This is a genomic window from Bacillus sp. FSL W8-0848, assembly GCF_038007805.1.
Classification (GTDB): domain Bacteria; phylum Bacillota; class Bacilli; order Bacillales; family Bacillaceae; genus Bacillus; species Bacillus glycinifermentans.
In genome coordinates, this window is the sequence record NZ_JBBOYB010000001.1 from 559,461 (window position 1) to 584,812 (window position 25,352).

Annotated in this window: 23 protein-coding genes, 4 pseudogenes and 1 riboswitch; of the genes and pseudogenes, 19 read left to right on the plus strand and 8 right to left on the minus strand. The window is 46.9% G+C overall.

The window, feature by feature from the left end:
* Positions 1-100: 100 nt before the first annotated feature.
* Together NSQ39_RS02840 and aspA are read right to left on the minus strand one after the other, a co-directional pair.
* A pseudogene (locus tag NSQ39_RS02840) lies at positions 101-362 on the minus strand (GlsB/YeaQ/YmgE family stress response membrane protein).
* Between the two features lie 85 nt (positions 363-447).
* Positions 448-1,869 (minus strand): aspartate ammonia-lyase, encoded by a 1,422-nt coding sequence (aspA, locus tag NSQ39_RS02845; protein WP_175076952.1) that lies wholly within the window; start codon positions 1,867-1,869, stop codon positions 448-450.
* 305 nt (positions 1,870-2,174) lie between these two features.
* Between aspA and NSQ39_RS02850 the strand changes: the two genes are divergently transcribed.
* The gene (locus NSQ39_RS02850; protein WP_341014132.1) at positions 2,175-3,371 is read left to right on the plus strand and encodes a macrolide family glycosyltransferase; all 1,197 of its coding nucleotides are present in this window, start codon (positions 2,175-2,177) and stop codon (positions 3,369-3,371) included.
* Between the two features lie 28 nt (positions 3,372-3,399).
* On the opposite strand, the gene NSQ39_RS02855 is transcribed toward NSQ39_RS02850, so the two are convergent.
* Positions 3,400-3,846 carry a DUF2188 domain-containing protein gene (locus NSQ39_RS02855; protein WP_175076954.1) on the minus strand — a complete coding sequence of 149 codons (447 nt, stop codon included), beginning with the start codon at positions 3,844-3,846 and terminating at the stop codon, positions 3,400-3,402.
* A 111-nt stretch (positions 3,847-3,957) separates the two neighbouring features.
* Here NSQ39_RS02855 and NSQ39_RS02860 point away from each other — a divergent pair, with 111 nt between their 5' ends.
* The 3 genes from NSQ39_RS02860 (at position 3,958) to NSQ39_RS02870 (ending at position 7,157) form a co-directional block, all read left to right on the plus strand.
* Positions 3,958-4,800: an EcsC family protein gene (locus NSQ39_RS02860; RefSeq protein ID WP_175076955.1), complete on the plus strand. Its 843-nt coding sequence runs from the start codon at positions 3,958-3,960 to the stop codon at positions 4,798-4,800.
* 102 nt (positions 4,801-4,902) lie between these two features.
* Positions 4,903-6,407 (plus strand): IS3 family transposase gene (locus NSQ39_RS02865; RefSeq protein ID WP_341014135.1). Its coding sequence is split into 2 segments (ribosomal slippage): positions 4,903-5,560 and positions 5,560-6,407, totalling 1,506 coding nucleotides; the frame shifts between segments, so codons are not numbered across the junction.
* A gap of 186 nt (positions 6,408-6,593) precedes the next feature.
* Positions 6,594-7,157 (plus strand): hypothetical protein, encoded by a 564-nt coding sequence (locus tag NSQ39_RS02870; RefSeq protein WP_175077596.1) that lies wholly within the window; start codon positions 6,594-6,596, stop codon positions 7,155-7,157.
* A gap of 28 nt (positions 7,158-7,185) precedes the next feature.
* On the opposite strand, the gene NSQ39_RS02875 is transcribed toward NSQ39_RS02870, so the two are convergent.
* A complete protein-coding gene (locus NSQ39_RS02875; protein WP_175077604.1) occupies positions 7,186-8,478 on the minus strand; it encodes a Na+/H+ antiporter NhaC family protein in 1,293 nt (430 codons plus the stop codon).
* A gap of 111 nt (positions 8,479-8,589) precedes the next feature.
* On the opposite strand from NSQ39_RS02875, the pseudogene NSQ39_RS02880 reads away from it, so the two are divergent.
* The 3 pseudogenes from NSQ39_RS02880 to NSQ39_RS02890 form a co-directional block, all read left to right on the plus strand.
* A pseudogene (locus NSQ39_RS02880) lies at positions 8,590-8,916 on the plus strand (cupin domain-containing protein); the annotation flags it as partial.
* Positions 8,917-8,937: 21 nt separating this feature from the next.
* Positions 8,938-9,276, plus strand: a pseudogene (locus NSQ39_RS02885) (DUF4937 domain-containing protein); the annotation flags it as partial.
* 106 nt (positions 9,277-9,382) lie between these two features.
* Positions 9,383-9,646 (plus strand): annotated as a pseudogene (locus NSQ39_RS02890) (KGG domain-containing protein); the annotation flags it as partial.
* 28 nt (positions 9,647-9,674) lie between these two features.
* On the opposite strand, the gene NSQ39_RS02895 reads toward NSQ39_RS02890, so the two are convergent.
* Positions 9,675-10,745 carry a TRAP transporter substrate-binding protein gene (locus NSQ39_RS02895; RefSeq protein WP_175077598.1) on the minus strand — a complete coding sequence of 357 codons (1,071 nt, stop codon included), beginning with the start codon at positions 10,743-10,745 and terminating at the stop codon, positions 9,675-9,677.
* Between the two features lie 92 nt (positions 10,746-10,837).
* On the opposite strand from NSQ39_RS02895, the gene NSQ39_RS02900 reads away from it, so the two are divergent.
* The 9 genes from NSQ39_RS02900 (at position 10,838) to NSQ39_RS02940 (ending at position 20,777) form a co-directional block, all read left to right on the plus strand.
* Positions 10,838-12,418 (plus strand): ATP-binding protein, encoded by a 1,581-nt coding sequence (locus tag NSQ39_RS02900; RefSeq protein ID WP_175077599.1) that lies wholly within the window; start codon positions 10,838-10,840, stop codon positions 12,416-12,418.
* Between the two features lie 15 nt (positions 12,419-12,433).
* A complete protein-coding gene (locus NSQ39_RS02905; protein WP_046132215.1) occupies positions 12,434-13,123 on the plus strand; it encodes a response regulator in 690 nt (229 codons plus the stop codon).
* Positions 13,124-13,244: 121 nt separating this feature from the next.
* Positions 13,245-14,519, plus strand: coding sequence for a C4-dicarboxylate transporter DctP (dctP, locus tag NSQ39_RS02910; protein ID WP_341014139.1), 1,275 nt, complete (start codon positions 13,245-13,247; stop codon positions 14,517-14,519).
* Between the two features lie 202 nt (positions 14,520-14,721).
* Entirely contained in the window at positions 14,722-15,765 is a 1,044-nt protein-coding gene (locus NSQ39_RS02915) for an AI-2E family transporter (RefSeq protein WP_046132213.1), read from the plus strand.
* Positions 15,766-15,833: 68 nt separating this feature from the next.
* Positions 15,834-15,969: riboswitch (cyclic di-AMP (ydaO/yuaA leader) on the plus strand.
* A gap of 77 nt (positions 15,970-16,046) precedes the next feature.
* On the plus strand, positions 16,047-17,291 hold the full coding sequence (locus NSQ39_RS02920) for a dicarboxylate/amino acid:cation symporter (protein ID WP_216899434.1): 1,245 nt from the start codon (positions 16,047-16,049) through the stop codon (positions 17,289-17,291).
* A gap of 73 nt (positions 17,292-17,364) precedes the next feature.
* Entirely contained in the window at positions 17,365-18,303 is a 939-nt protein-coding gene (locus tag NSQ39_RS02925) for an ABC transporter ATP-binding protein (protein WP_216899436.1), read from the plus strand.
* A complete protein-coding gene (locus NSQ39_RS02930) occupies positions 18,281-19,048 on the plus strand; it encodes an ABC transporter permease (protein ID WP_046132210.1) in 768 nt (255 codons plus the stop codon). Before NSQ39_RS02925 ends, NSQ39_RS02930 begins: the two co-directional genes overlap by 23 nt.
* A 111-nt stretch (positions 19,049-19,159) precedes the next feature.
* Entirely contained in the window at positions 19,160-19,498 is a 339-nt protein-coding gene (locus NSQ39_RS02935; RefSeq protein WP_048356038.1) for a hypothetical protein, read from the plus strand.
* A gap of 109 nt (positions 19,499-19,607) precedes the next feature.
* Positions 19,608-20,777: an acyl-CoA dehydrogenase family protein gene (locus NSQ39_RS02940; protein WP_202049498.1), complete on the plus strand. Its 1,170-nt coding sequence runs from the start codon at positions 19,608-19,610 to the stop codon at positions 20,775-20,777.
* 28 nt (positions 20,778-20,805) lie between these two features.
* Here the strand turns inward: NSQ39_RS02940 and fbpB are convergent, their stop codons facing one another.
* The 3 genes from fbpB to NSQ39_RS02955 form a co-directional block, all read right to left on the minus strand.
* Complete coding sequence (gene fbpB, locus NSQ39_RS02945; protein WP_046132208.1) at positions 20,806-20,961, minus strand: Fur-regulated basic protein FbpB; 156 nt, start codon at positions 20,959-20,961, stop codon at positions 20,806-20,808.
* Positions 20,942-21,103, minus strand: a complete 162-nt coding sequence (locus tag NSQ39_RS02950) for a Fur-regulated basic protein FbpA (RefSeq protein WP_175077526.1) — start codon at positions 21,101-21,103, stop codon at positions 20,942-20,944. Before NSQ39_RS02950 ends, fbpB begins: the two co-directional genes overlap by 20 nt.
* Positions 21,104-21,509: 406 nt before the next feature.
* Positions 21,510-21,830 (minus strand): thioredoxin family protein, encoded by a 321-nt coding sequence (locus NSQ39_RS02955; RefSeq protein WP_046132206.1) that lies wholly within the window; start codon positions 21,828-21,830, stop codon positions 21,510-21,512.
* A gap of 149 nt (positions 21,831-21,979) precedes the next feature.
* Between NSQ39_RS02955 and NSQ39_RS02960 the strand changes: the two genes are divergently transcribed.
* From NSQ39_RS02960 to NSQ39_RS02970, 3 genes are all read left to right on the plus strand, one after another.
* Positions 21,980-23,065: a D-alanine--D-alanine ligase gene (locus tag NSQ39_RS02960; protein ID WP_046132205.1), complete on the plus strand. Its 1,086-nt coding sequence runs from the start codon at positions 21,980-21,982 to the stop codon at positions 23,063-23,065.
* Between the two features lie 107 nt (positions 23,066-23,172).
* Entirely contained in the window at positions 23,173-24,549 is a 1,377-nt protein-coding gene (locus tag NSQ39_RS02965) for a UDP-N-acetylmuramoyl-tripeptide--D-alanyl-D-alanine ligase (protein ID WP_046132204.1), read from the plus strand.
* 51 nt (positions 24,550-24,600) lie between these two features.
* Entirely contained in the window at positions 24,601-25,314 is a 714-nt protein-coding gene (locus NSQ39_RS02970; protein WP_175077525.1) for an alpha/beta hydrolase, read from the plus strand.
* Positions 25,315-25,352: the final 38 nt, after the last annotated feature.

Here is a 25,352-nt window from a genome sequence, read left to right on the forward strand (position 1 = left end):
ATCATAAAATGTCAACCGTTTGATTTTATAGTGTATGCAGGAAGTGTTTCATGCAAACAAAAACCAGCATCGTTTTGACACGATGCTGGCGTGTGGCCGCTTATGCTTCAGATCCCATTCTTCCGCGGAAGATCAAGCTTAATATAAAGACGAGAATCGCGGCTCCGATAATAGCCGGAATGATGGCGAAGCCCGCAATATCCGGCCCCCATGTGCCAAACAGCCCGTGGCCGATCCAGGCGCCGATAAAACCGACGACCATCGAGCCGATGATGCCTCCAGGAGCGCCGTTTCCTCCGATGGCTCCCCCCGATCAGTCCGATCACAATGGCAACGACGATAGAAACGAGAAATCCTAACATTGTCTTTTCCTCCTCTTTCAAATGATTTGTATTATGTGTTTAGCCTCCTTGGGAGTTACATAAACATTTGAAAGCGCATCGGGTGCTAATCTTCGAGCAATGAAGCGCCTGCGATGCCTGGGTGGGTCATCTCGTAAGGATCGAGAATCAAGTCAAGCTCTTCTTCTGTCAATACGCCGTGCAGCAGGCAGAGTTCGCGGACCGATCTGCCTGTGGCGATCGCTTCTTTCGCAATCCGCGCGGCGGCCTCATAGCCGAGATGGGGATTGACCGCCGTAATGACGCCGACGCTTTTTTCGACGAATTCTTTCAGCCTGATCTCATTCGCTTCAATCCCCTTGACGCAATAGTCGGTGAATACGCGGAAGCCGTTGTTCATGATCTTGATCGATTGCAGCAGATTGAAGACAAGGACAGGCTCCATGACGTTTAACTCGAGCTGGCCGGCTTCTGATGCAAGGCAGATCGTATGATCATTGCCGATGACCTGGAACGCGATCTGATTCATTACCTCTGGCATCACCGGATTGACTTTGCCGGGCATGATAGAAGATCCGGGCTGGCGGGGAGGGAGCCTGATCTCGGCAAGGCCTGCCCTTGGTCCTGATGCCATCAGCCGAAGATCATTGGCGATCTTCGACATGTTCATCATTCCTACCTTTAAGGCGGCGGAGACTTCTGTGTAAGCATCCGTATTTTGGGTGGCGTCGACAAGATGATCTGCGCCGGTCAGCTCGTATCCGCTGATCTCAGACAAATGTTTGACGACGTTTTTAATATATCGCGGGTCAGCGTTCAGCCCCGTTCCCACCGCCGTCGCACCCATATTGACTTCATACAGGTGGTGCCGGGATTGCTTAATCCGCTCGATGTCCCGTTCGATCACGCGCGAATACGCTTCAAATTCCTGTCCGAGACGGATCGGGACGGCGTCTTGAAGATGAGTCCGTCCCATTTTGATGACGGAATCGAATTCGGCCGCTTTTTTTCGGAAGGCATCCAGCATATCCCCCATTGTCGCCAGCAGTTTTTTCAAATGGTTCAAGGTTGCCAGGTGTATGGCGGTCGGAAATACGTCATTCGTCGATTGAGCCATGTTGACGTGCGTATTCGGGCTCAAATGGAAATAATCGCCTTTTTCTTTTCCCAACAGCTCCAATCCCCTGTTCGCGATAACTTCGTTTGTATTCATATTCATCGACGTTCCGGCCCCGCCCTGAATGGGATCGACGATGAAATGATCATGCCAGAGGCCGTCGACGATTTCTCCGGCCGCTTGAACGATCACCTCGCCAAGGCCTTTGTACAGCCGCTTAATTTCCATATTGGAAAGAGCTGCCGCTTTTTTCACCATCGCCAATGCTTTAATCAGCTCTTCGTCGATTTGGTAGCCGGTAATCGGAAAGTTCTCAACGGCCCTCATCGTCTGTACGCCGTAATAAGCGTCAGACGGGACTTCTTTTTCGCCTAAAAAATCTTTTTCAATCCGGGTTGTTTTCTCTTCCATGTGTCAGACCCTCCGTCATGTGTTTCTTATCCTGTAGTGTGTCACGATTCACCCGGTTTTAGTTTTTGAACGAAAAAAAGTAAAATCGGCTTGGAAACGGCATCTGTCAAGAAATAAAAAGCCCTTTTTTCTTAATCATATCCGCTTATTTGCATGCCGCAGGATTTTTAAGGAAACATATGCAAAGAGAAAATAAATAGTAAAATAGTTATGTTAATTTATTATTAACTTAATTAAATACTTTACGATCCCGCTTTTTTGTAGTAAAGTCCTTTATAAATTTTTCAAACGAAAGGAAGATCACGATGGGAAAAGCGCTGATGATCAACTTCCCGGGCGAAGGCCACATCAACCCCTCTTTAGGTGTGACAAAGGAGCTTCAAAGCAGGGGAGAGACGATCGTTTATTATGCTGTCGAAGAATACGCGGAAAAAATCAAAAAAACAGGGGCTGAAGTCCGTTTGTACCCGGATTTCAGAGAAACGTTATCCTTCGGAAAAAACATGACAGGCGATGAAAACAGGGACTACGCCGAAATGATGTACAACATGGCGAAAAAGGCGAGCGGCATCGTTGACCTTATATATGAAGAAGTGCGCCATGAAACGTACGACTATGTTATTTTTGACCATCACTTTTTGGCAGGAAAAATCGTTGCGGAGATGCTCGGTCTTCCGGGCATTTCATTGTGCACGACGTTTGCGATTAATAAAGACATGAGCAGGTCGTTTAAAGACAGGCAGGGTGATTTCGAAAGCTCGCCTTATTTTGAAAAATTCAAAGAGATGATGGCGGAGTTAAACGCAAGGTATCCGATCAGCCTTGACGATCCGTTCGATGTTTTCCTTTGTCCGGGGGATATCACGGTCGTCTTCACTTCAAGAGAATTTCAGCCGCAGGCGGATAAATTTGGAGACGATTATTTGTTTGTGGGACCGTCCGTTACCAGCCGGCAGGAGTTTGCCGATTTTCCGTTCGCCGAACTGGAAGGCGAAAAGGTCATCGTCATTTCAATGGGGACGATTTTTAATCGCCAACAAGAGGTGTACAATATGTGCATTGAAGCCTTAAAAGATTTTGACGGCAAAGTGGTGATGTCAATCGGCAAATATACGGACCCGGCCGATCTTGACCAGATCCCCGGACACTTTATCGTAAGGCCGTATATACCGCAGCTGGAACTATTGAAAATCGCCGATTTATTCGTCACGCACGGAGGAATGAACAGCACAAATGAAGGGCTCTACTTTGACACGCCGCTTATCGTCATTCCGATGGGGGGAGATCAATTTCTTGTCGCCTCGCAGGTCGAGAAGGCAGGAGCCGGACTGAAGCTTGACAAAAAAGAGCTGTCCTCAAGCATATTGCGGCAAAAAATCAAAGAGATCATCAATAACAGTTCCTATGCTGCAAGAGCTGCGGACATCGGCCGGTCACTAAGGGACGCCGGCGGTTACAAACGGGCGGCGGACGCCATTTTCGGCCTCGTCCGCCAAAACTGAGACGCTCCAATACCGGAGCGTCATTTTTTTAGTTCATCCGTATCTTTTTTTGAACGCTGCCGTCCTTTTGATGGACGATGACGGAGCTTCCCTTGTTCCGGGCGATTTCCTTTGCCCGTTTAACCGCCTCAGCTTTTGTCTCCTTTACATCGCTTGCGCGTTTTGCATCCTCTGCCTTTACGGCCCAGCCTTTTTCATGCTTTACGACATGCTCGCGCTTTTCGGCCAGCTGGGGGCGCTGGTTTGAATCTCCCTCATCCCGCGTTGTTTCGCGGCCGTTTTCCAAAAACGCGTTGATCTCGCGTTCGCTTCTGTTTTCGGCCCACTCTTTCGCTTGGCTCGTCGCGATCGGAATCGCGCGGCCTTCGTCATAGCCTTCGTCAATCATCGCGTTTGCTATTTCGATCGCTTTTTTTCTGACCGGCTTGTCCAGATTTTTCAGTGAAGCAGGATAGTCCTCCATTGTCCAAGGCATCCTTTTCACACCCCCTTTTTCGCTATTGGTTTTGTCATACCCGTTTCATGCGGTTAAAAAAACGGCGTTTCATTGTATACTATAAAAAACGGTAAGGAGGACAGACGTCCTATGCATAATGAACAGTCGGATTTAGAGGCCCAGCTGAAAGACATTGAAAAATGGGAAAAAGAGCAGCAAAAAGTGTGGTTTTGGGAAAGGATCGGCCGGATTCCGTTTAAAGTGCTGGACAAGCTTACGCCGGCGTTTATCCAGGATAAAATCGGCCTTTTGCTTGATGAAATCGGAGGCTTTATTCAAAACGGAGGCCGATATTTAACATCTGAAAAGCATCTGATTCGAAAGTTTCAAAAAGAACTGCCGGACGAATCGATTCAAACGATTGACGATATTAAAAAAGCTCCGATCTCCGTCATGGACCATATTTGCGAAGAACTGGGGAAGAACAGGGCCAACACGGCGGTCGTTCAAGGAGCAACGACGGGCGTCGGCGGTTTGTTTACCCTTGCCATCGATATTCCGGCCATTCTCGGCCTTTCGCTGAAAACATTGCAGGATATTGCGGTATCATACGGATACGATCCGAAAGATAAAACAGAGCGGATGTTCATTATCAAATGCCTGCAGCTAAGTGCAGCGGACATCGTCGGAAAAAAAGCGATCATCGGGGAGCTCAGCCAATACCACAAGCAGCCCGGCGCACGCCAAAACATGATTTCGCAGATTCAGGGATGGCGGGAAGTCGTTTATACATACCGCGATTCTTTCGGGTGGAAAAAGCTGTTTCAAATGGTGCCCGTGGCCGGCATTTTGTTTGGCGCTGTCACAAACCGTTCGATGATAAGCGGAGTAGCGGAAGCGGGAATGATGATGTATAAGAAGCGGAGAATATTGGAGCGGCTTGAGGATATGAAGAATGATCCGGAGACATCAGATCCCGCCGATGAGAGATAACGGCAACATCGTTCTGACCAAAAAGACCTGTGATTCTGATATGCTCCCCTAAAGGTAGACAGATGAAATAAAAAAATCTGTTTGCCTTGGGGGAGTTTTTTCATGGCTGGAAAATGGTTTTCAAAAGAAGAAAAATTGAATATTCTATCAGAATGTGATCAGGGCAATAATTCGGTGAAGGAGATCGCAGAAAAATATGGCATTCATGCCGAAACGATTCGTGAATGGAGAACATCGCATGATATGGCGGGTGTGGAGAGTTTGGAACGTTCAAAGCGCCATAAGTTCTATCCCGCAGAATTAAAATACAATGCCGTGAAAGACTTCTTATCCGGACGCTACTCTCAAAGAGAAATCTCGAGAAAATATAAGATTTCCAGTAAATCCGTACTCATGAAGTGGGTTGAGCTTTATAATGGTCATAAAACGTTAAAAGACAGCGGGAGAGGAAGGAATCGTTTGATGACCAAACGGAAGAACGTTTCATTGGAAGAACGGATTGAGATTGCGAAGGATTGTCTAGCTCATGGAAAGGACTACGCCAGATCAATGGAGATTCATCAAGTCTCCTACCAACAGGTGTATCAATGGGTGAAAAAGTATCAAGAAGGTGGAGAAGAAGCCTTAAAAGATACACGGGGAAAACGCAAAACCGAAGAAGAACTGACACCTGAAGAAAAAATTCAACGGGAAAACAAACGGCTGGAACAGGAAAATGAGCGTTTGCGCGCAGAGAATGCGTTCTTAAAAAAGTTGGAAGAGATCAAAAGGAGGCGGTTCTAAGTCAGGTTCGGTACGAAGATCGATATCTCGCCATTTTAGAGCTGAATCGAAAAGAAGGCTTTTCTGTCCAAATGTTATGTGAGATTGCCGAAGTTTCGCGCCAGGGGTATTACAAATGGAGGAGCCGAGTACCTTCAGCGAGAGAAAAACAGAATGAAAAGATTATCGCCAAAATGGCGCTACTTCACGAACAAATTGGCGGTATCTACGGATACCGCAGAATGACCTTAAACATGAACCGCCGCTTTAAAGAGCGCCTCAATCATAAGCGCATCTATCGGCTGATGAAAATTGCCAAGCTGGAGTGTGTCATTCGGCGGAAGAAAAAACGTTACGGCAAAGCGACGCCTCAACATGTGTCCGAAAATATCCTGAATCGAGAGTTTAAAGCGGACAAACCAAATCAAAAATGGGTGACTGATGTGACAGAGCTAAAATACGGCCATCGGAAAGCGTACCTCAGTGCCATTTTAGATCTTCATGAGGGAATGGTCGTGTCTTATGTGCTGGGGAAATCCAATAATAACGCCCTTGTGTTTAAAACCTTGAACCAAGCGCTTGAGGCAGCCCCAAACGCACGTCCTCTCCTTCACAGCGACAGAGGTTTTCAATACACGTCCCACCAGTTTAGAAGGATGATTGAAAACGCAAATATGACACAGAGTATGTCCCGCGTCGGCCGCTGTATTGATAACGGCCCCATTGAGTCGTTTTGGGGGAAATTAAAATGCGAGAAATACAGACGGAATTCGTACGAGACATTTGAGGCACTTCAAAGCGCAATTGATGAATATATCCACTTTTACAACCACGATCGTCTATAAGAAAAACTAAACGGCCTCAGCCCAGTGGAATACAGGGCTAAAGCCGTCTAGTGTGTTTTAGTTATTTCCACTGTCTACTTGACAGGGTGCAGATCATTCTTCGCGGGTTTTTTATATTCATGTTTATTCCGATTGCCCTATATGACAGCCGGGTTATAAAATGATAAGGGGAAGGAGGGGAAATTTGTGAAAAAAATCGTGTCTTTCGCTTTGCCGGCTGTGTTTTTGGTCATGGCAGCGGGATGCAGCAGTCATTCGGCGACTTCGACATCATCAGAACATACAGGTGCTAAAACAAATTCTTCTGAAACAAATTCTTCTAATACCGATCAAAAACAGAATGCTTCAACAGGCGATTCAAATTCGGGGGATCATCAGACAATAACAAACAGCGATGATCAAAGCTCCTCAACATCATCAGCAAACGGCAGCGGCGATCAGAAATCGCCGGCATCATCAAAAAAGAACGGAGATACGGACTCAGATGATCAAAAATCGAGCTCCTCACAATCCAATCGCACTGACATTACTTCCGGAAGTTCTGCAATTGAGCACTTAAAAAGTAAATTAAAAATGGAAAACCAGGATGATATCGTATTTGATGATATGGGGGGAGATTTGGAGACGGACGGTAATGGTTCTTTCTATACAGTTGCATTAACATCAAAGTCATTACGGAAAAACGGCGGCAGCGGGACAGTTGGATTATACAAAGTCTATCAAGATGGTACATACAAAGAAAAAAAATGAAGCCCTCATACTTGAGGGCTTATGCTCGTCAGCTTTTCCGTTCCGTAAATCTTGGTAAACCGAATATTATCGCACAGATCCCGCAAACGCCGATCAAAATCGGATAATAGGAATAAGGAAGGACGCTGATCGGCGATATTTTCGCAATCTGCGCCGCTGACAAGAGCTGGGCGCCATACGGAATCAGCCCTTGAACCGCGCATGAGAAAATATCAAGGATGCTCGCCGACTTACGACGATCAATACCGTATTGATCTGACAAATCTTTGGCAAGAGGACCGGATGTGATAATTGCGATCGTGTTGTTGGCCGTGGCCAGGTTTGTGGCGCTGACAATCCCGGCAATTCCGGCTTCCGCGCCTTTTTTCGACCGAATCCGGCGGGACACGAAGCCAAGCAGGAAGGCGATTCCGCCGTTTCGCTTCATCATTTCCGCCATTCCGCCGATCAAAAGGGATAAGATAATCAGCTCGGACATGCCGCTGATTCCTTCGGTGACGGCTGTCAAATAGGTGTGTACGGTCAGGCTGCCGTCGGCGATTCCGATGATTCCGGCCAAAACGATTCCGGCGAGGATGACGGCCATCACGTTAAACCCGAGAAGCGCAAAAATCAGCACACAGAGATACGGAAGCACCTTCACCAAGCTGTATGATTCTGACTGAACCCCGGGATGGCCTCCCGAAGTGAAGATCATAAATAGGATAATCGTGATAACGGCGGCGGGCAGGATGATCAGAAAATTCGTTTTGAACTTGTCGGTCATTTTCGTTTTTTGCGTGCGGACTGCCGCGATTGTCGTGTCAGATATAAAGGACAAGTTATCGCCGAACATCGCTCCCCCGACGACAGCAGCCGCCGTGAGCGAGGCGGAAATCCCGATTTCTCCGCTTATCCCTGCGCCGATCGGAGCAAGAGCCGCTATCGTTCCCATCGAAGTCCCCAGGGAAATCGAAATGAAAGCGGCGATGACAAACAGACCCGCGACCATGAACTGCCCAGGAATGAAAGACAGCGCCAGATGCACGGTCGAATCGACCGCTCCCATCGCTTTCGTCGCCGAAGAAAAAGCCCCGGCTAAAATGAAGATCATAATCATGATCATAATATCGGGGTGCCCCGCCCCTTTTGCGAACCGCTCCATCTTTTGGTTCAGCGTCTCTTTTCGGTTCATCGCGAGTGAAAAAACCGCTGCGATCAGGGCGGCGCAAACGATCGGCAGGCTGTAGAAATCGCCGGTGATAAGCCCTGATCCTACGAATAAACAGACAAATAAGAAGAGCGGCAAAAGCCCGTAGGCTTTTCCGTTTTGTGTTTGCATCATTCGATAAACTCCTTTTTTCATCAATATTCAACACTTTAAAAGGCGAATGCACAAAAGTCAAATGGTAAAATAAGTTGAAAAGAATGTCAAATTCGAAAGGTGAAACAGATGAACAAAATGAATTTTTCCTCTTTGACGAAGGGGATTGAGGAAAAATATGCCAATTCCATCGTTTCGGAGGTGAACGACCACTGCTTGCGGATTGCGGTCTTGGAGGGCGAGTACATGTGGCATTTCCACCCCGATTCAGATGAGCTGTTTATCGTATTGGAGGGGGAGCTTCTCATCGACTTTAAGGACTGCGGCACAGAGGTGCTGCAGCCGAAGGATACGCTGCTCATTCCGAAAGGCGTGATTCATCGGACCCGCGCAAACGCAAGGACCGTCAATCTGTGTATGGAACAAACGAGCGCGGAAACCGTGATGTTTAACGAAGGAAATGTGCTGAAGCTGATTTGCTGCAAAACAGATGAACTGCATAAACAGCCGTTCAGCGAAGCGCAGGCGAAATGGAGCCCGCTTCAAAACGCAAAAGGCTTCATCAGGCAATGGGGCGGCTTTCGGCAGTCTGAAGACGGATGGGAGGCCGTGATCATGGCGCTGTGGGAGTCGAAACACGATTATTTGAATTTTATGGAGCATGACCATGATGCGATCTTTGCAAAAACGAATCAGACGGGCATGTTTCATGCAATCGAAGTTACGCTCATCGAAGGCGCCGCAGAGATCAATCAGGCATTGAAAAGCAATTGCACGGTACCTGAACCTGGATGGACGGTCGACGGCAGGTCGTGAACGAGCCAGAATATTCTCCGGCTCTCCGTCCGAATGTGCTATTTTTGTTTACTCTTTTTCAGATGTGGAATGTATAAACCAAACACTTCAAAAGGAGGAATTCAAAATGGCAAACAACAATGATCACAAAATGAGCCGCGAGGAAGCAGGCCGAAAAGGCGGAGAAGCAACAAGCAAAAACCACGATAAGGAATTCTACCAGGAGATCGGTGAAAAAGGCGGAGAAGCAACAAGCAAAAACCACGATAAAGAATTCTACCAGGAGATCGGTGAAAAAGGCGGGGAAGCGACAAGCAAAAACCATGATAAAGATTTTTACCGGGAGATCGGTGAAAAAGGCGACGCCAAAGAAGAAGCGGTTGACAAGAAAAAGAGAAGGACTCGAGTCCTTCTCTTTTTTACTGCCCGTTTGACGTGAAGTGTTTTTTCTGTAAGTCTCTTACCTGTTGAATCAGGTGTTCCCCGATGATCGGCTTGTATTGATCGTAGACGGGATTGAGCCGCTTCATCCATGCTTTTCGCTCCTCAACCGTTAACTCATGGATGAGGATGGGCGAATGCTTCCTGATTTGTTGAAGCTGATCTTTGTTCATCTCGGCGGCGTGCTTTTCATTCCATTCGGTCGTCTCCTTCATCGCCTCTGATAAAATCCGCTTCGTCTCCTTTGGCAGGCTGTTCCACCATGTCTGATCCGTCATGACGGCATAGCCGAGGTATCCGTGATTGCTTATTGTCATATAGTTCTGGACATTATAAAATTTTTTAGAATAGATGTTTGAAATCGTGTTTTCTTCTCCGTCGACTTTTTTCGATTCGAGAAGCTGAAAGGTGGAATTGAAGGAATCCTGCCGGCCTTTCGCCTGAAGCAGCTTAAACTGATCCTCGATGACATCGCTCTGCATGATGCGCAAAGTTTGGCCTTTCAGGTCATCCGGGTTTTTGACCGGGCCTTTGTTGGAGGTAATCTGCTTAAAGCCGTTTGTCCAATAGGCAAGGCCTTTGATCCGGTCTTTTTCCAGCGATGCAAACAGCTGTTCTCCGATTTTCCCGTGCAGGCCTTCTCTCACTGCATCATAATCCGCAAAGGCGTAAGGCAGATCCAAAACGAACCAATCGGGTGAAAGCATGCCGAGCTTTGATGTCGAAGGCGCGATAAACTGAACATCGCCTTCTTTTAAGGCTTTGATTTCTTCAATATCGGAATAGAGGCTTCCGTTTGGAAAAACCTCAATTTTTATTTTTCCATCTGATTTTTCATTAACCAATTGGGCGAACTTTTTTGCGGCGAGCCCTTTCGGCGTATTTTCCGCAACGACATGGCTGAACTTGAACACAACCAGCTCTTTCAGCCCCTTCTGCTCATCGTCGTATATGCGGTCGCGGCTGGGGAAATTGTCATGAAAGCCTATATATAAAGCGGTTGCAATACCGAACACAAGCATACTTAAAAATGCAAGCAAGCTTTTCATTTAAAACCTCCTCTTTCTAAAGTCCGCTATGATAAGCATACTGTTTCAGGTGACGGCTCGTAAAGATGAAGGTTTTCCATGAAGGAGGAAAAATGAAAATCAATCGGATATCGATCCGCTGGAAAATTACGATTTTATCGTATTTGGTTGTGATTTTCTCCTTGATTATCGGCGGCATCGTCTTAATCGGAAACATTCAGCAGACGGAAGAACGCGAATTGAAAAAAAGGCTGATGAACACGGCGAGAACGGTCGCAGAGCTCTCTGACGTCAAGAGTGCTTTGGAGCATTCCGTTCCCCGTTCTCTCAACGATGTTGTTGAAGATATACGGATCATTAATGAAGCGGATTATATCGTTGTCATGGACATGAACCATATCCGCTATTCGCATCCCGTCTCAGGGGCGATCGGGAAGCGATCATTGGGAGAAGATGAGGAAGCGGCGTTTGCCGAGCATATTTATTTCTCAGAAGCGGAGGGCGAGCTTGGTCCTGCCGTTCGCGCGTTTTATCCGGTCAAGGATGAAAACCTGAACCAGATCGGCGTCGTGCTCGTCGGCAGGACATTGCCGGGCATTGCCGATATCTTAGCAGATTTAAAGAAAGATATTTTGGCCGTCGTCTTTTTGACGTTGATTTTTGGGCTTGTCGGCTCGTTTTTATTGGCCAGGCATATCAAAAAGCAAATGTTCAAGATGGAGCCCCATGAGATCGTCAGAATGCTTGAGGAACGGACGGCCACCTTCCATTCGATCAATGAAGGCGTCATCGCGATTGACAATCAATACATCATTACGATTTTTAACGAAAAGGCAAAACGGATTTTCAATGTGAGCGGAGACGTCGTCGGACGGCTGATCTTCGATGTATTAGCAGATACGCGGCTTCCTGAGATCGTTGATCAAAACCGGCCCGTTTACAATGAGGAAATTCAGGTCAGCGGAAAAGTGATCATGAGCAGCCGGATTCCGATCGTCATGAAGAAAAAGGTGATCGGTGCCGTCGCGATTTTTCAGGACCGGACAGAAGCTGCGAAACTTGCCGAAGAGCTGACAGGCGTGAAAAACTTTATCGATGCGCTGAGGGTGCAAAATCACGAGCATATGAACAAGCTTCACACTATCGCCGGCCTGATTCAATTGGGAAAAGCGGATCAGGCGCTTGATTTGGCTTTTCAGGCGACGACGGAACAGGAACATGCATCGCGTTTTTTAAACAAAGCGATTCAAAACGACGCGGCGGCAGGCCTGCTGTTAAGCAAAATCACGAGGGGAAAAGAGCTCGGCATCAGCGTCAACATCGATGCCAACAGCAGCCTCCGCCGCTTTCCAAAGAAAATCGACCAGCATGATATCGTCGTACTGCTCGGAAATTTAATCGAGAATGCCTTCGCTTCCTTTGAATCTGTTTCAAGGGAAGAGAAACGGATCGATATCAGCATTGAACAGTCTGAGGACGTGCTGGCAATTTTAATAGAAGACAACGGCTGCGGAATGGAAGAAGCATATCTTCCCCGTATTTATGAAAAGGGATTTACAATGAATAAAGAGGACGGAACGGGGTACGGACTTTACTTAGTGAAGCAAATCGTCGACAAAGGGATGGGACAGATCGACGCAGCATCATACCCGGGGCAGGGAACATCGTTTTCAATTTTGATTCCAATGGAATAAAGGGGGAGGACCAATATGACGGCTAAAGATGTCATTCGTGTTTTGCTGATCGAGGATGATCCGATGGTTCAGGAGGTAAATAAAGAGTTTATCTCAGGCGTCAGCGGTTTTGAAGTTGCGGCTCTGGCGGGAAACGGCGAAGAAGGGATCAGGCTGATCAAAGAGGTGCGGCCGGATCTCGTGATTTTGGATGTATATATGCCGAAAAAGGACGGAATCAAAACGCTGCAGGAGATCAGGAAGCAAAAACTGGAGACGGATTGCATCGTCGTCACGGCGGCAAAGGATAAAGAAACGATCGCCCTTATGCTGCAAAACGGAGCGGTCGACTACATTTTAAAGCCATTTAAAATGGAAAGAATCAGGAAGTCTTTGGAAAAATACAAACTATTTAAGCAAAAGCTTCATGAGACGGAGACATTTTCGCAGGAAAAGCTTGATGCGATGCTGAATATCAGCGGCGAAAGGGAGCCGGTCAAAGAGCTGCCAAAAGGGCTGAATATGTTCACACTGAAGGAAATAATGGCATATATGAATCGGCAGACAGAGCCGAACTCCGCCGAAGAGGTCGCAAACGCACTCGGCATCGCAAGGGTGACGGCGAGACGGTACTTGGACTTTTTGGAAAAAGAAGGGAGGGTTAAGCTGGATATCCAATATGGCGGCATAGGCCGTCCTGTCAACCGCTATATCGCAACATATTAAATCCGTGACCAAAAAGACCAAAATGTCCGATATGACCATAATCTTCTCTCATTCATTTGAAAGCGCTACCATTATGGTAAGAAAGTCTTAAGCAGCTTTCAACGAAACGGGGGATGAGAACATGAAGCTGTCAAAACTATTGAAAAACTTGACGTTTCAAGTCATCACCGCGGTTTTGCTAGGGGTATTGGTCGGCGTCCTGTGGCCTGACGCCGGGAAACAAATGAAACCGCTTGGTGATACATTTATCAATGCCGTGAAGATGGTGATTGCACCGATCATTTTCTTCACGATTGTCCTCGGCATTGCCAAAATGGGGGATATGAAAAAGGTCGGCAAAGTCGGAGGGAAGGCATTCATTTATTTTGAAGTGGTGACAACGCTTGCGCTCATTGTCGGGCTCTTTGTCGTCAACCTCATTAAACCGGGGGCCGGCCTTGATTACAGCAAGCTTGAAAAAGGGGATGTCTCGCAATATACCCAAAACGGCGGCCAGGGCATAGACTGGGTGGAATTCGTCACGCATATCGTGCCGTCAAATATGGTCGACGCTTTTGCAAAAGGGGATATTCTGCAAGTGCTATTTTTCTCCATTCTTTTTGGAACCGGCCTTGCTGCATTGGGGAAAAAAGGGCAGAGCATCATCGATTTTTTTGATAAATTATCACAGGTTTTCTTCAAAATTATCGGCTATATTATGAGGGCTGCCCCGATCGGTGCATTCGGCGCCATTACCTATACAATCGGACATTTCGGGCTCGCATCCATGCAGCCGCTGGCAAAGCTGATGCTGTCCGTTTACTTGACGATGTTTATATTCGTGTTTGTCGTATTGAACATTATTTGCCGAATGTACGGTTTTAGTTTATGGAATTATTTGCGCTTTATTAAAGACGAGCTGCTGATCGTTCTCGGCACAAGCTCCTCTGAATCCGTGCTTCCGCGAATGATGGATAAGATGGAGCGCTACGGCTGCTCGAAGTCGGTGGTCGGCCTCGTCATTCCGACGGGCTACTCCTTTAACCTTGACGGCACTTCCATCTATTTATCGATGGCCGTTGTCTTCCTTGCGCAAGTATTTGGCATCGATTTATCGATCGGCCAGCAGATTACGATCATTCTCGTCTTGATGCTGACGTCAAAAGGAGCTGCGGGCGTGACCGGAAGCGGATTTATCGTACTGGCGTCAACCCTTTCCGCCCTTCAGGTCATTCCGCTTGAAGGCCTGGCACTCCTGCTCGGGGTCGATCGCTTTATGAGCGAAGGAAGGGCGATCGTCAATCTGATCGGAAATGGAATCGCGAATATCGTGGTAGCAAAAAGCGAGAAAGAATTCGATGAAGAAAAAAGCATGGAAGCCGTATCTCGGATGAAAAAGATGAAGACTGCCGTTTAAGAAAAGGGGCGCCGGAGAACCGGCGCCTTTCGCATTCAAAAAACGTTTTGAAAAATAAAATTTTTTAAGATTTATTTAAGCCGCAGAAAGAGATTTCTGCGCTTTTTTGTTATATAATTTACAGATGATACATCATCTTATAAATATACAGCGTGAATATGCTAAAAGTTAAGGACTAAAGTACTGGTGGGAGTGTGCACGAATGGCAGCGTTGATTAAATTTTTTCAGCATCCTGGGGTCAGGCGCTTTTTTGTTTTTGTTGTTTTAGCGGGGATCTTATACTTTTTCCGCAGCATGATGAATTTGATACTGCTCACATTTATTTTTACGTTTTTAATGAATCGTTTGGAAAATGTGATCAGAAGTTTTTTAAACCGTTTTATCAAAGTCAGCCAAAGGCTGATTATATCCTGTTTATACGCTGCGCTTGTCCTTGGTCTTTCGATCGGCGGGGCGGTGTACTATCCCGTTATCGTCAAGCAGATTCAGCAGCTGATTAAACAGGGCAAATATATCGCTTCTCATCCAGACAGCATTCCTTTTCTCGATATGGTCACCGGCATGTTCGGGGATATCAACCTGACATCATATTTGGAAAAAGGGCTTAACTTTATCTATACATATATCACGGACATCGGCACATTCAGCATCCAGGTGATTATGTCCTTAATTCTCAGTATGTTTTTCTTGATAGAAAAAGATAAAGTCATGAAATTGATGGATAAATTCAAAACGAGCAAAGTCGCTGTTTTTTATGAGGAGATTGCGTTTTTCGGAAAGAAGTTTACGCGAACGTTCGGCAAGGTGCTTGAAGCTCAGTTCATCATCGCTTCCGTGAACTGCGCGTTAACGACCATCGCCCTCGGAATCATGGGTTTTCCTCAGCTTTTCGGCCTTGCGGTCATGGTATTTTTCCTCGGATTGGTTCCTGTCGCCGGCGTTGTGATTTCTCTTATTCCTTTAAGTTTCATAGCCTACAGCATCGGAGGAATGGCATACATCGTCTCCTTAGTGCTCGTCATCTTGATCGTTCATGCGATTGAAACATACTTCCTCAATCCGAAATTGATGTCAGCCAAGACGGAACTGCCGATATTCTTCACGTTTATCGTGCTGATTTTTTCCGAGCATTTCATGGGCATTTGGGGCCTGATTATCGGGATTCCGATTTTTGTGTTCCTGCTTGATGTTCTCGATGTGACAAACCAGGACGAAAAGCAGGCCGTGAAGCCTAAGGATAAGTAATAAATTGTAAAACGAAATAGGTTATTTACATATTTCGAATTATCAGGTATAAATGTAATATAACGAAATAACGCCACGCGTTTAATCCTTTAGTAGGAGTGGGGGACCCGATCTTTTGGGGTGAATTTTTCCGTTTTAGCGGAAAAACGGACATCTCTTCGTCCGAACCCGTCAGCTAACCCCATCGACGTGAAGAGAGCCATGTGGAACCAAACGGAATTGTAAAAGTCCATGGGAGACCTCTCTCATGGGCTTTTTTGTTCAGAAAGGGGAGGATTTTATTGAAGTTGGCAACGAAAATTATCATTGGTTTGATCCTTGGTGCTGTCGTCGGCATTGTGCTGAACGTTACGTCGCCGGACCTGTTCTCGAAGCTTAACACGTTTGTATTCGCGCCACTTGGGACCATTTTCTTAAACCTCATTAAGATGCTGGTCGTCCCGATTGTATTCTTTTCTCTGACTTTAGGGGTAGCCGGTCTCGGAGATCCGAAAAAACTCGGCAGAATCGGTGCGAAAACGATCGCGTACTTTTTATCGACAACAGCGGTCGCCATCATCATCGGACTTATTTTGGCTTTGATCATTAAGCCCGGTGAAATCGGAAGCTACGATACGAGCTCCGCGCAATATAAGGCCGAGGAAGCACCGAGCATTGCGGATACGCTGTTGAACATCATTCCGACGAATCCGGTTCAGGCGATGGCTGAGGGAAATATGCTGCAGATCATCGCTTTCTCGATCCTGGTTGGACTCGGCATTACGATGCTCGGGAAAAAAGCCGACGCTCTCCTAAAAGTGGTTGAGCAAGGCAACGAATTGATGATGTATCTCGTCAACCTTGTGATGAAATTCGCGCCGTACGGGACGTTCGGTTTGATCGCGACGGCAATCGGCAGCCAGGGATGGAACGCGATCAAAGCGATGGGACTGTACATGATCGTTGTCATATTGGCGCTTGTTATACACACGATCGTCACTTACGGTTCGACGATTGCATTATTTGCAAAGCGGAATCCAATTACATTTTTTAAGGACTTCTCAGAAGTGATGATCGTAGCGTTCAGTACGTCAAGCAGCAATGCGACGCTTCCAGTTTCCATGGATGTGGCTCAAAGAAAACTGAAAGTGCCGGAGCCGATCAGCAGTTTCGTTCAGCCGCTCGGAGCGACGATCAATATGGATGGGACGGCGATCATGCAAGGGGTAGCGACGATCTTTATCGCCCAGGTCTACGGAGTCGAACTGACGATTCCGCAGCTGTTAATGGTCGTTTTAACAGCCGTGCTGGCCAGCATCGGAACGGCGGGAGTCCTGGGTGTCGGCCTGATCATGTTGGCGATGGTGCTTCAATCTGTAAACCTTCCTGTCGCCGGAATTGCCTTAATTTTGGGAATTGACCGACTTTTGGATATGGTCAGAACGGCCGTCAACACGACGGGAGATGCTGCATGCGCAGTCATTGTCACCGAGACCGAGAAAAAGCACGGCAATATCGAAGCGCCGCATCCGGAAGTGTCTGTGTAACACGGTGAAAAATGCTATAATCAAACAGTGCCTTTTGGCACTGTTTATTTTTTGTACAAAAGGAGGGACCTCCATGACACCTGTTTTACATATAGAAGGCGTCGATAAGATCATTGACGGCAAGACGATCCTGAAAAACATCAATCTCGAGGCGGACAAGGGGGAAATCATCGGCCTGCTTGGTCCGAACGGTTCCGGAAAAACGACCCTTATCAAATTGATGACCGGTTTGATCAAACAGAGCAGCGGGTCGATCATCATTAACGGTTTTCCGATTGACCGCCAATTCGAAAAAGCGATTCAGGCCGTGGGTGCAATCGTGGAAAACCCGGAATTTTATCCGTACCTCACAGGCTATGAAAATCTCATACATTATGCAAATATGCACAAAGATATCGCTCAGGAGCGGCTCGATGAGGTGGTCGAACGCGTCGGCCTTGGAGATGCAATCGATGATAAAGTCAAAACATACTCGCTCGGCATGAGGCAGCGCCTCGGGATTGCCCAGGCGATCCTACACCGTCCGAAGCTGCTGATATTGGACGAACCGACAAACGGTCTCGATCCTGCGGGAATGAAAGATTTCCGCGGACACCTTCGCGAGCTGGCCAAAGAGGAAGGAACCGTCATCTTGTTTGCAACGCACTTGTTGAAGGAAGTCGAAGATTTGTGCGATCGGGTCGTCATCCTTCAAAATGGAAGAGTCAAATCGACAGTCACCTTACATGGCGCAGAAGAAAAGCTTGAAAAAGCGCTTTTGGAAGTGGAGCCTGAGGAGAAAGCACTTCAATGGCTGAAAGGGAACGGCTATGAAGCCTGGAAGGAAAAAGGACTCATAGCCGTTAAAGTTGAGAAAAGGAAAATTCCGGCTTTAAATAAACAGCTTGTCATGAACGATATCGATGTATATTCGATTGCTCCGTTTAAGCAGTTGCTGGAGGATGAATACATGACGTTAACGGCCGCCATGGAAGAGGAGGGGGATTTTGATGTACAGACTCATCAAAAATGAGCATGTCAAGCTGCTGAAGCGAAGGGTGACGTTTGTGTCGCTGGTGCTGATCGCTGCGTTTCAATTTCTGTTTGCGCTGGTAACGAAACGGATATTGGCGGGCGCAGGCGCTGAAGACCATTTCATCGGCTATTTTTCCTTTGCGCCGAACCTCAACATACTCCTGCAGGGGCTATCGGTTGCGGTGGCAGCTTCGATTATTTCATTTGAATACGACAAAAAGACGATCAAATTTCTGCTGATCCGACCGGTCAGCAGGGAAAAAATCCTCATTTCTAAATTTTTGACAAGCGTCCTTGCAAGCATTTGGCTCTTTGTCGTCTATTACGGCTTTTCGCTGCTTTACGGACTCGTCTTTTTCGGCATAAAGCTTGATCCTGCGGCAAAGCCGTTATTTCTCAATACGCTGCAAATCATCGGTTCACAGTGGCTTGAGGTTTTTATGATGGTCTCCTTTGCGTTTTTATGCTCTGCCTTGTTCAGAAGCAGCGCGCTCAGCATCATGGTTTCGATCGTCGTGCTGTACGGGGCCAAAGCGCTTGTCACGATCATGGCGTATTTGCAAAATCCGTGGGGTAAATTTTTGCTGTTTGCCAACACCGATTTCACGCAATACGGCGAACACGCAAAAACTGTTTTTGCAGGAATGACACCGCTGTTTTCGGTCTTTATCATCATCATTCATTTTGTGTTTTTTATCGTTGTGGCCTGGTGGAGCTTCTGCAAGCGGGATGTGAAAATATAAGATTTTTGTCAAATATGTGACGGCGGACATGACATTTTTGTGAAAAATGTCATGTCTACAGTTTAATTTTCCTATTTTCCTTATAATAAGGAAATAGGAGTTGAACAGACGATGCGAAAATTCATTACAGCATTACCGATAATTCTGCTGCTGTCATTTTCATTTGTCACGTTTGCTTTTCATTTTGACCACCTTGTCTATTTTAGGCTTGCACTCGGATTGTTTTCGCTTGCAGGTTTGTTGATGTTGTATAAATTAAAAAACGGCGTCCGCTTTTTTATCGGCTATCTGTATGCAAGCTGGATCGCGCTTGCCGGCATCGCCGCTTATGAAGAACCGCTATTCTCCGACTTTTTCTTCGGCGGTCTCGTCATCACGATGGGGTACTTGACATACATGCTGATATATCTCGGAATGAAGACGGACGGACGCGGCGGTCAAACCGCATAAACAGAAAAGTGCGCCTCGCCCTTGAGAGCGTGCTTTTTTGCTGTCTGGCGGTTATCGGTTGCAAGGTCGGCTTTTCTCAAACTATAATCATATTAAATTGATCGGAATAATGTCAGGAGGTTGCCGTGTGTGCACACTATTTGTAAAAAACGAAAAACAGCAGGAATGGCTCAGTAAGATTGGAAAACTGGCTGATGAATTTGCGAAAACGGCCGCTTATTATGATGAACATGCTCTTTTTCCGGAAGACAATATCCGGCAATTGCGAGAATCCGGGTATACAGCGCTGACCGTTGCGAAAAAACTTGGCGGTGAAGGCATTTCGCTGTATGACATGCTTTTGTTTCAGGAAAGGCTGGCAAAGGGAGACGGACCGACCGCTCTCAGCATCGGCTGGCATTTGAGCGTCATGGGTGAATTGGCTGAAGGAAACAGCTGGGATCCAGAAGTGTTTAAGAAAGTGTCACAAGAAGCGCTGAAGGGAGCGCTGATCAACAGGGCGGCCAGTGAAGCGCAGACCGGCAGTCCGACGAGAGGCGGACGCCCGGGTACGAATGCCGCTAGACATGAGGGCGGCTGGATCGTAAACGGACGAAAAACCTTTACGACGATGTCCCCTGTTCTTGATTATTTTCTTGTCACCGCTTGGATCGAAGAAAAGCAGGCGATAGGCGTCTTTTTGATTCATAAGGACGCAGACGGCGTGTCAATTGAGGAAACGTGGGATATGATCGCGATGAGGGGAACGGGAAGCCACGATCTTGTGCTGAAAGATGTCCGCCTTGACGACTCAATGCTTGTGGAGCTTCAAACAGGGAAACGGACGGATAAAATCAACGGCTGGCTTTTGCATATACCGGCTGTCTATCTCGGAATCGCTCAAGCGGCGCGGGATTATGCCGTTGATTTTGCAAATGCCTACTCGCCAAACAGTTTGAAAGGGCCGATCAAAGACGTGCCGGCTGTTCAGCGGCATATCGGGGAAATCGATTTGGAGCTGATGAAAGCCCGCCATTTCTTGTACAATGTCGCCGGCATTTATGATGATCCAAAACGCCGCGGCCTTTTAGGCGGAGAGCTCGGGGCCGTCAAACACGCAGTCACAAATACAGCGATCGCTGTTGTCGACAAAGCGATGCGGGTCGTCGGAGCGAAAAGTCTTTCAGGAAACAATCCGCTTCAGCGGTATTACCGCGACGTCAGAGCCGGGCTTCACAACCCGCCGATGGATGACGCAACAATCGCCAAGCTTGCAGGAATTGCGTTTGGCGAAAACTAGAAAAGCCGGACAAACGTCCGGCTTAATGTTATGACCGCTTTTCTTTAGCAACGGAAAGCAGCCTGTTCTCATGCTTGCGGTCGATGCGGTCGTAAATCATATCCATTTCCTTCTCGCTTCGGGTGATTTCTTTTTTATATTCTTCGACAAGCTGATGATAGGTTTTAATCTTCCGTTTTGACATGGTAGTCCGCCTTTCTAAGCTTAATGGATTCGTATTCGCTTTCAAGCTCGTTCAAAGACAACTCGTAAAGATGGCGTTCTTCTTTTTTGTATATGCCAAGCTGAATGAACCGCTGTATCAGCTGCATTTTTCTTTCTTCCATTTGTGGGGGCACATATCTTCACCTCACACAGAATTCTATTTGATATTGATAATCATTATCAATTAATTATATTATACAAAACCAGTTTGCGCCGTGTAAAGCGTCACCCTCTAAAGAATATTGAACAAAAAACCATAATATGAATTATTATCCAATTAAACACACAAAAAAAGAAGCCGACAAGGGCTTCATACAACTAGAAAAAATAATTGCAAAATAGGAACAAAACACATTCTACCCGAATTTAATGATCGAATCAAGCACTTTTTTGACATCTAATGTTTCCCGGGAAATACTATTTGTCGAAACAAATACAGGTCCGGATCCGTCTTTTATATGATAGCAGTAAGGCATGGACTCAGAATTTGTCCATGCCAAAAGACATAAAAAGCAGCCATGAAACGAATTAACTTATATGTTCTGATAGAAATTCAGTCACTTCTTCAGGTGTTTTGGCATTGGCACTGTGAAGATGGCCGGTTTTTTCTCCGTTTTTGAAAATCAAAAGGCTTGGAATGCCCATAACCTGATATTGATCTGCAAGCTCCGGAAGGTCGTCTCTGTTCAGTTCATACCATTCGTTGTCCTTGTAGGCGTCAAGAATGTCCCCGATAAACATATTCATGCGGGTGCAGTCGGGGCACCAGTCTGCGTAAAATTTGACGATGATTTCTTTATCGGATTGGATGAGTTCATTAAATTGTGCTTCAGTAGTGATTTTTTTCAATTGCCATCTCTCCTTTTCAATGCCATTTTAATATAAAATGAGATGGAATTACATATAAATGCTTTTTTCAGGCTGCTCTAAAATCATTAGATCATTTTCCCGGGAAAGTGATAAGATAGTAAAGATGAATCCAGTGGGGGGAGTACGAATTGAAGACAAGATTAGGATTGGTATACGGCGGAAAATCTGCGGAGCATAACGTGTCCCTGCAAACTGCATTAGCCGTTACGAAAGCGTTAGATACAGAAAAGTTTGATATACATCCGATTTACATTACAGAAAAAGGCGAGTGGGTGAGAGGCCCTCAGCTGACAGAGCCCGTTTCAAATGTGAAAATGCTTCAATTTGAACAGGCGGGGCGGACATTTTCTCCGGCAGCGCTGAACCGCGACATGTTCCCTGGACAGTCAGGCACAGATGAAGAAGCGATTGACGTCGTATTTCCGCTTCTGCACGGGCCGAACGGAGAAGACGGCACGATTCAGGGCATGCTGGAATTGTTAAACGTTCCTTATGTCGGAAACGGGGTTTTAGCTTCTTCCGCGGGAATGGATAAAGTCGTCATGAAGCACCTGTTTGCCCAAGCGGGTCTGGATCAGGCGAAATATGTGTCTTTTGTGAAAAAAACATGGAATGAAGCGAAAGAAGAAAGCTATGAAAAAGTGGAGGCGGAGCTTGGGTATCCGTGCTTTGTCAAGCCGGCAAACCTCGGTTCAAGCGTCGGAATCAGCAAGTGCCGGAACCGCGAAGAGCTCGATCATGCTTTTGAACTGGCTTTCCAATATGACCGCAAGATCGTCGTCGAAGAAGGCGTCATCGGCCGCGAAATCGAAATCGGCGTTCTTGGCAATGATGAACCGGCATGTTCGGTGGCGGGCGAAATCGCTCCGAAAAAGGACTTTTATGACTACAAAGCAAAATATGAAGACGGAGATACCGATTTGATTATTCCTGCTTCTTTATCAGAAGACGAATACGACACGATGAGCAGCATGGCGGTCAGGGCTTTTCAGGCGATTGACGGTTCAGGCCTTGTCAGGGCGGACTTTTTCTTGACGAATGAAGGAAAGATTCTGATCAATGAGGTCAACACAATGCCCGGATTTACGCCGTTTAGCATGTTTCCTCTTCTGTGGAAGGAGTCTGGAGTCGAATATCCCGACCTGATCGAAAAGCTCGTCGATTTAGCGATTGAGCGGCATAAAGAAAAACAGCAGATTAAATATACATTTTAACAACGCAGGCTGAAAAGCCGCGAGATTATCCCGGCGAGGGGCACAAGACACTATCTTTTTTGCGGATAGTGTCTCTTTTCCTTGCTGGAGAAAGAGAGGGAAAACATATGATAAAGAGAACGGTAAAAGAAATCGCCGAGATGGCGGGAGGCACACTTCTGGAAGAAGCGTTCGGCGAACGGCTGGTCAAAGGCGTGTCAACAGATTCCAGAGCACTAAAAAAAGAACAATTATTTATTCCGCTTGCAGGCGAGCGGTTCAACGGGCACGCTTTTGCAGAACAGGCTTTTCAGGCCGGCGTGTCTGCCGTTCTGTGGAATCGGAATGAGCCGAATCCGCCGGAAGGACGAGCGGTCATCATTGTCGATGACACGCTGGAAGCCCTGCAAAGACTCGCTAAAACTTACCGCGATCAGCTCGATGTTCAAGTGATCGGCGTGACCGGATCAAACGGGAAAACGACGACAAAGGACATGATCCACGCCGTTTTAAATACCGAATACAATGTGCACAAAACAGAAGGAAACTATAACAACCATATCGGCATGCCGCTTACGATTCTTGCGATGCCGGAAGATACCGATATCGCCGTGCTTGAAATGGGAATGAGCGCAAAAGGGGAAATCGATTTTCTCACCCGCCTTGCCCGTCCGGATATTGCCGTTATTACGAATATCGGCGAATCGCATCTGCTTGAACTCGGCTCAAGAGAAGGGATTGCCGAAGCGAAGCTCGAAATTGTCAACGGCCTTTCAAAAGACGGCACGCTCATTTATATCGGGGATGAACCTCTTCTGTCTGAAAAAATCGTTCATCCGCCATACCATACCAAAACGTTCGGAGAAGGTCCTGGCGCCGATTATCAGCTTGAGGACGCAAGGCAGACGGAAGAAGGCGCATCTTTCCGCGTCAAAGGGATCAGCACCGGATTTTTTATCCCTGTCCTCGGAAAGCATAATGTCAAGAATGCCTTGGCCGCCATTGCAGCGGGCGATCTATTAAACGTCAGCCGCGCAAACATCGCCGAGGGCCTGAAAACGCTGAAAGTAACGGGAATGAGGCTTGAGCTTGTGAAAACGCAGGACGGCCTTGCCGTGATCAACGATGCCTACAACGCGAGCCCGACGTCCATGAAGGCGGCGATCGAGCTCGTCGAACAGCTTGACGGATACGGCAAAAAACTGCTCGTTCTCGGCGACATGCTTGAGCTTGGAGAACATGAAAAAGCCTTTCACGAAGACATCGGGCAATCGATCGATCCGGATGTGATCGAGTATGTATTTGCATACGGAGAACTCGGTGAATATATTGCAAAAGGGGCGCTTCAACATTTTCCGGAAAACAGAGTCTTTCACTTCAGCCCCGGTGATAAAGACAGCCTGACACGGGAACTGAAAGAAAAAGCGAATGCCGGAGATGTCATCCTTGTGAAAGCATCAAGAGGAATGAAGCTCGAGGACGTTATCAAAGATTTGCAGGACTAAAAGCTTGATCGTTTTTTACGGTATACCAAAAAAGAAAACGGGTGAAAGGTCATGATCGGGTGTTTATGCATTCATGGTTTTACGGGAGCTCCGTACGAAATCGAACCGCTTGCCGCGTATTTGAAGAAAACGTGCGATTGGAAGATCGAGATGATCACGCTTCCGGGGCACGGGGAAACGCCGGTTTTAAAGGGCGTCTGTTTTCAGGAATGGATTGCCTGCGCGGAAGTCGAACTCGTCCGCCTTCTAAAAGAATGCGAAGTCGTATATGTCATCGGTTTTTCGATGGGCGGCATGATCGCTGCTTATTTGGCGGGAAAATACCCGGTCAGCCGCCTTGTCCTTTTAAGTGCGGCTGCCCAATATATCAGTCCCGGACAGCTGATTCAGGATTTGAAAAGCGTGATAAAAGATTCATTTCATGGCAGGCTGGAGGATAATCTGCTTTACAAAAGATACAAGCGGAAGCTGACAAGCACGCCGGTTTCCTCCACTCTCCAATTCCGCAAGCTCGTCAAAGCCACGAAACCCGGTTTGAAAAAACTTCATATTCCCGTCCTCATCGTTCAAGGAGAACGCGATTCCATCGTGCCGTTATCAAGCGCCTATTATTTATACGAAACGATTCCCTCCAAAGAAAAAGAGCTTTGCCTGCTGCCTGATGTCAGCCACCATATCTGTCTTGAGGAAAACCCCGAATTTCTTTTTCGGACGGTCGAGGCGTTTCTGAAAAGAGAATCCGGAGATTCTGTAAATAAATCATGACATATTGGGAAAAATAAACATGCAGGGCTTGGATGATC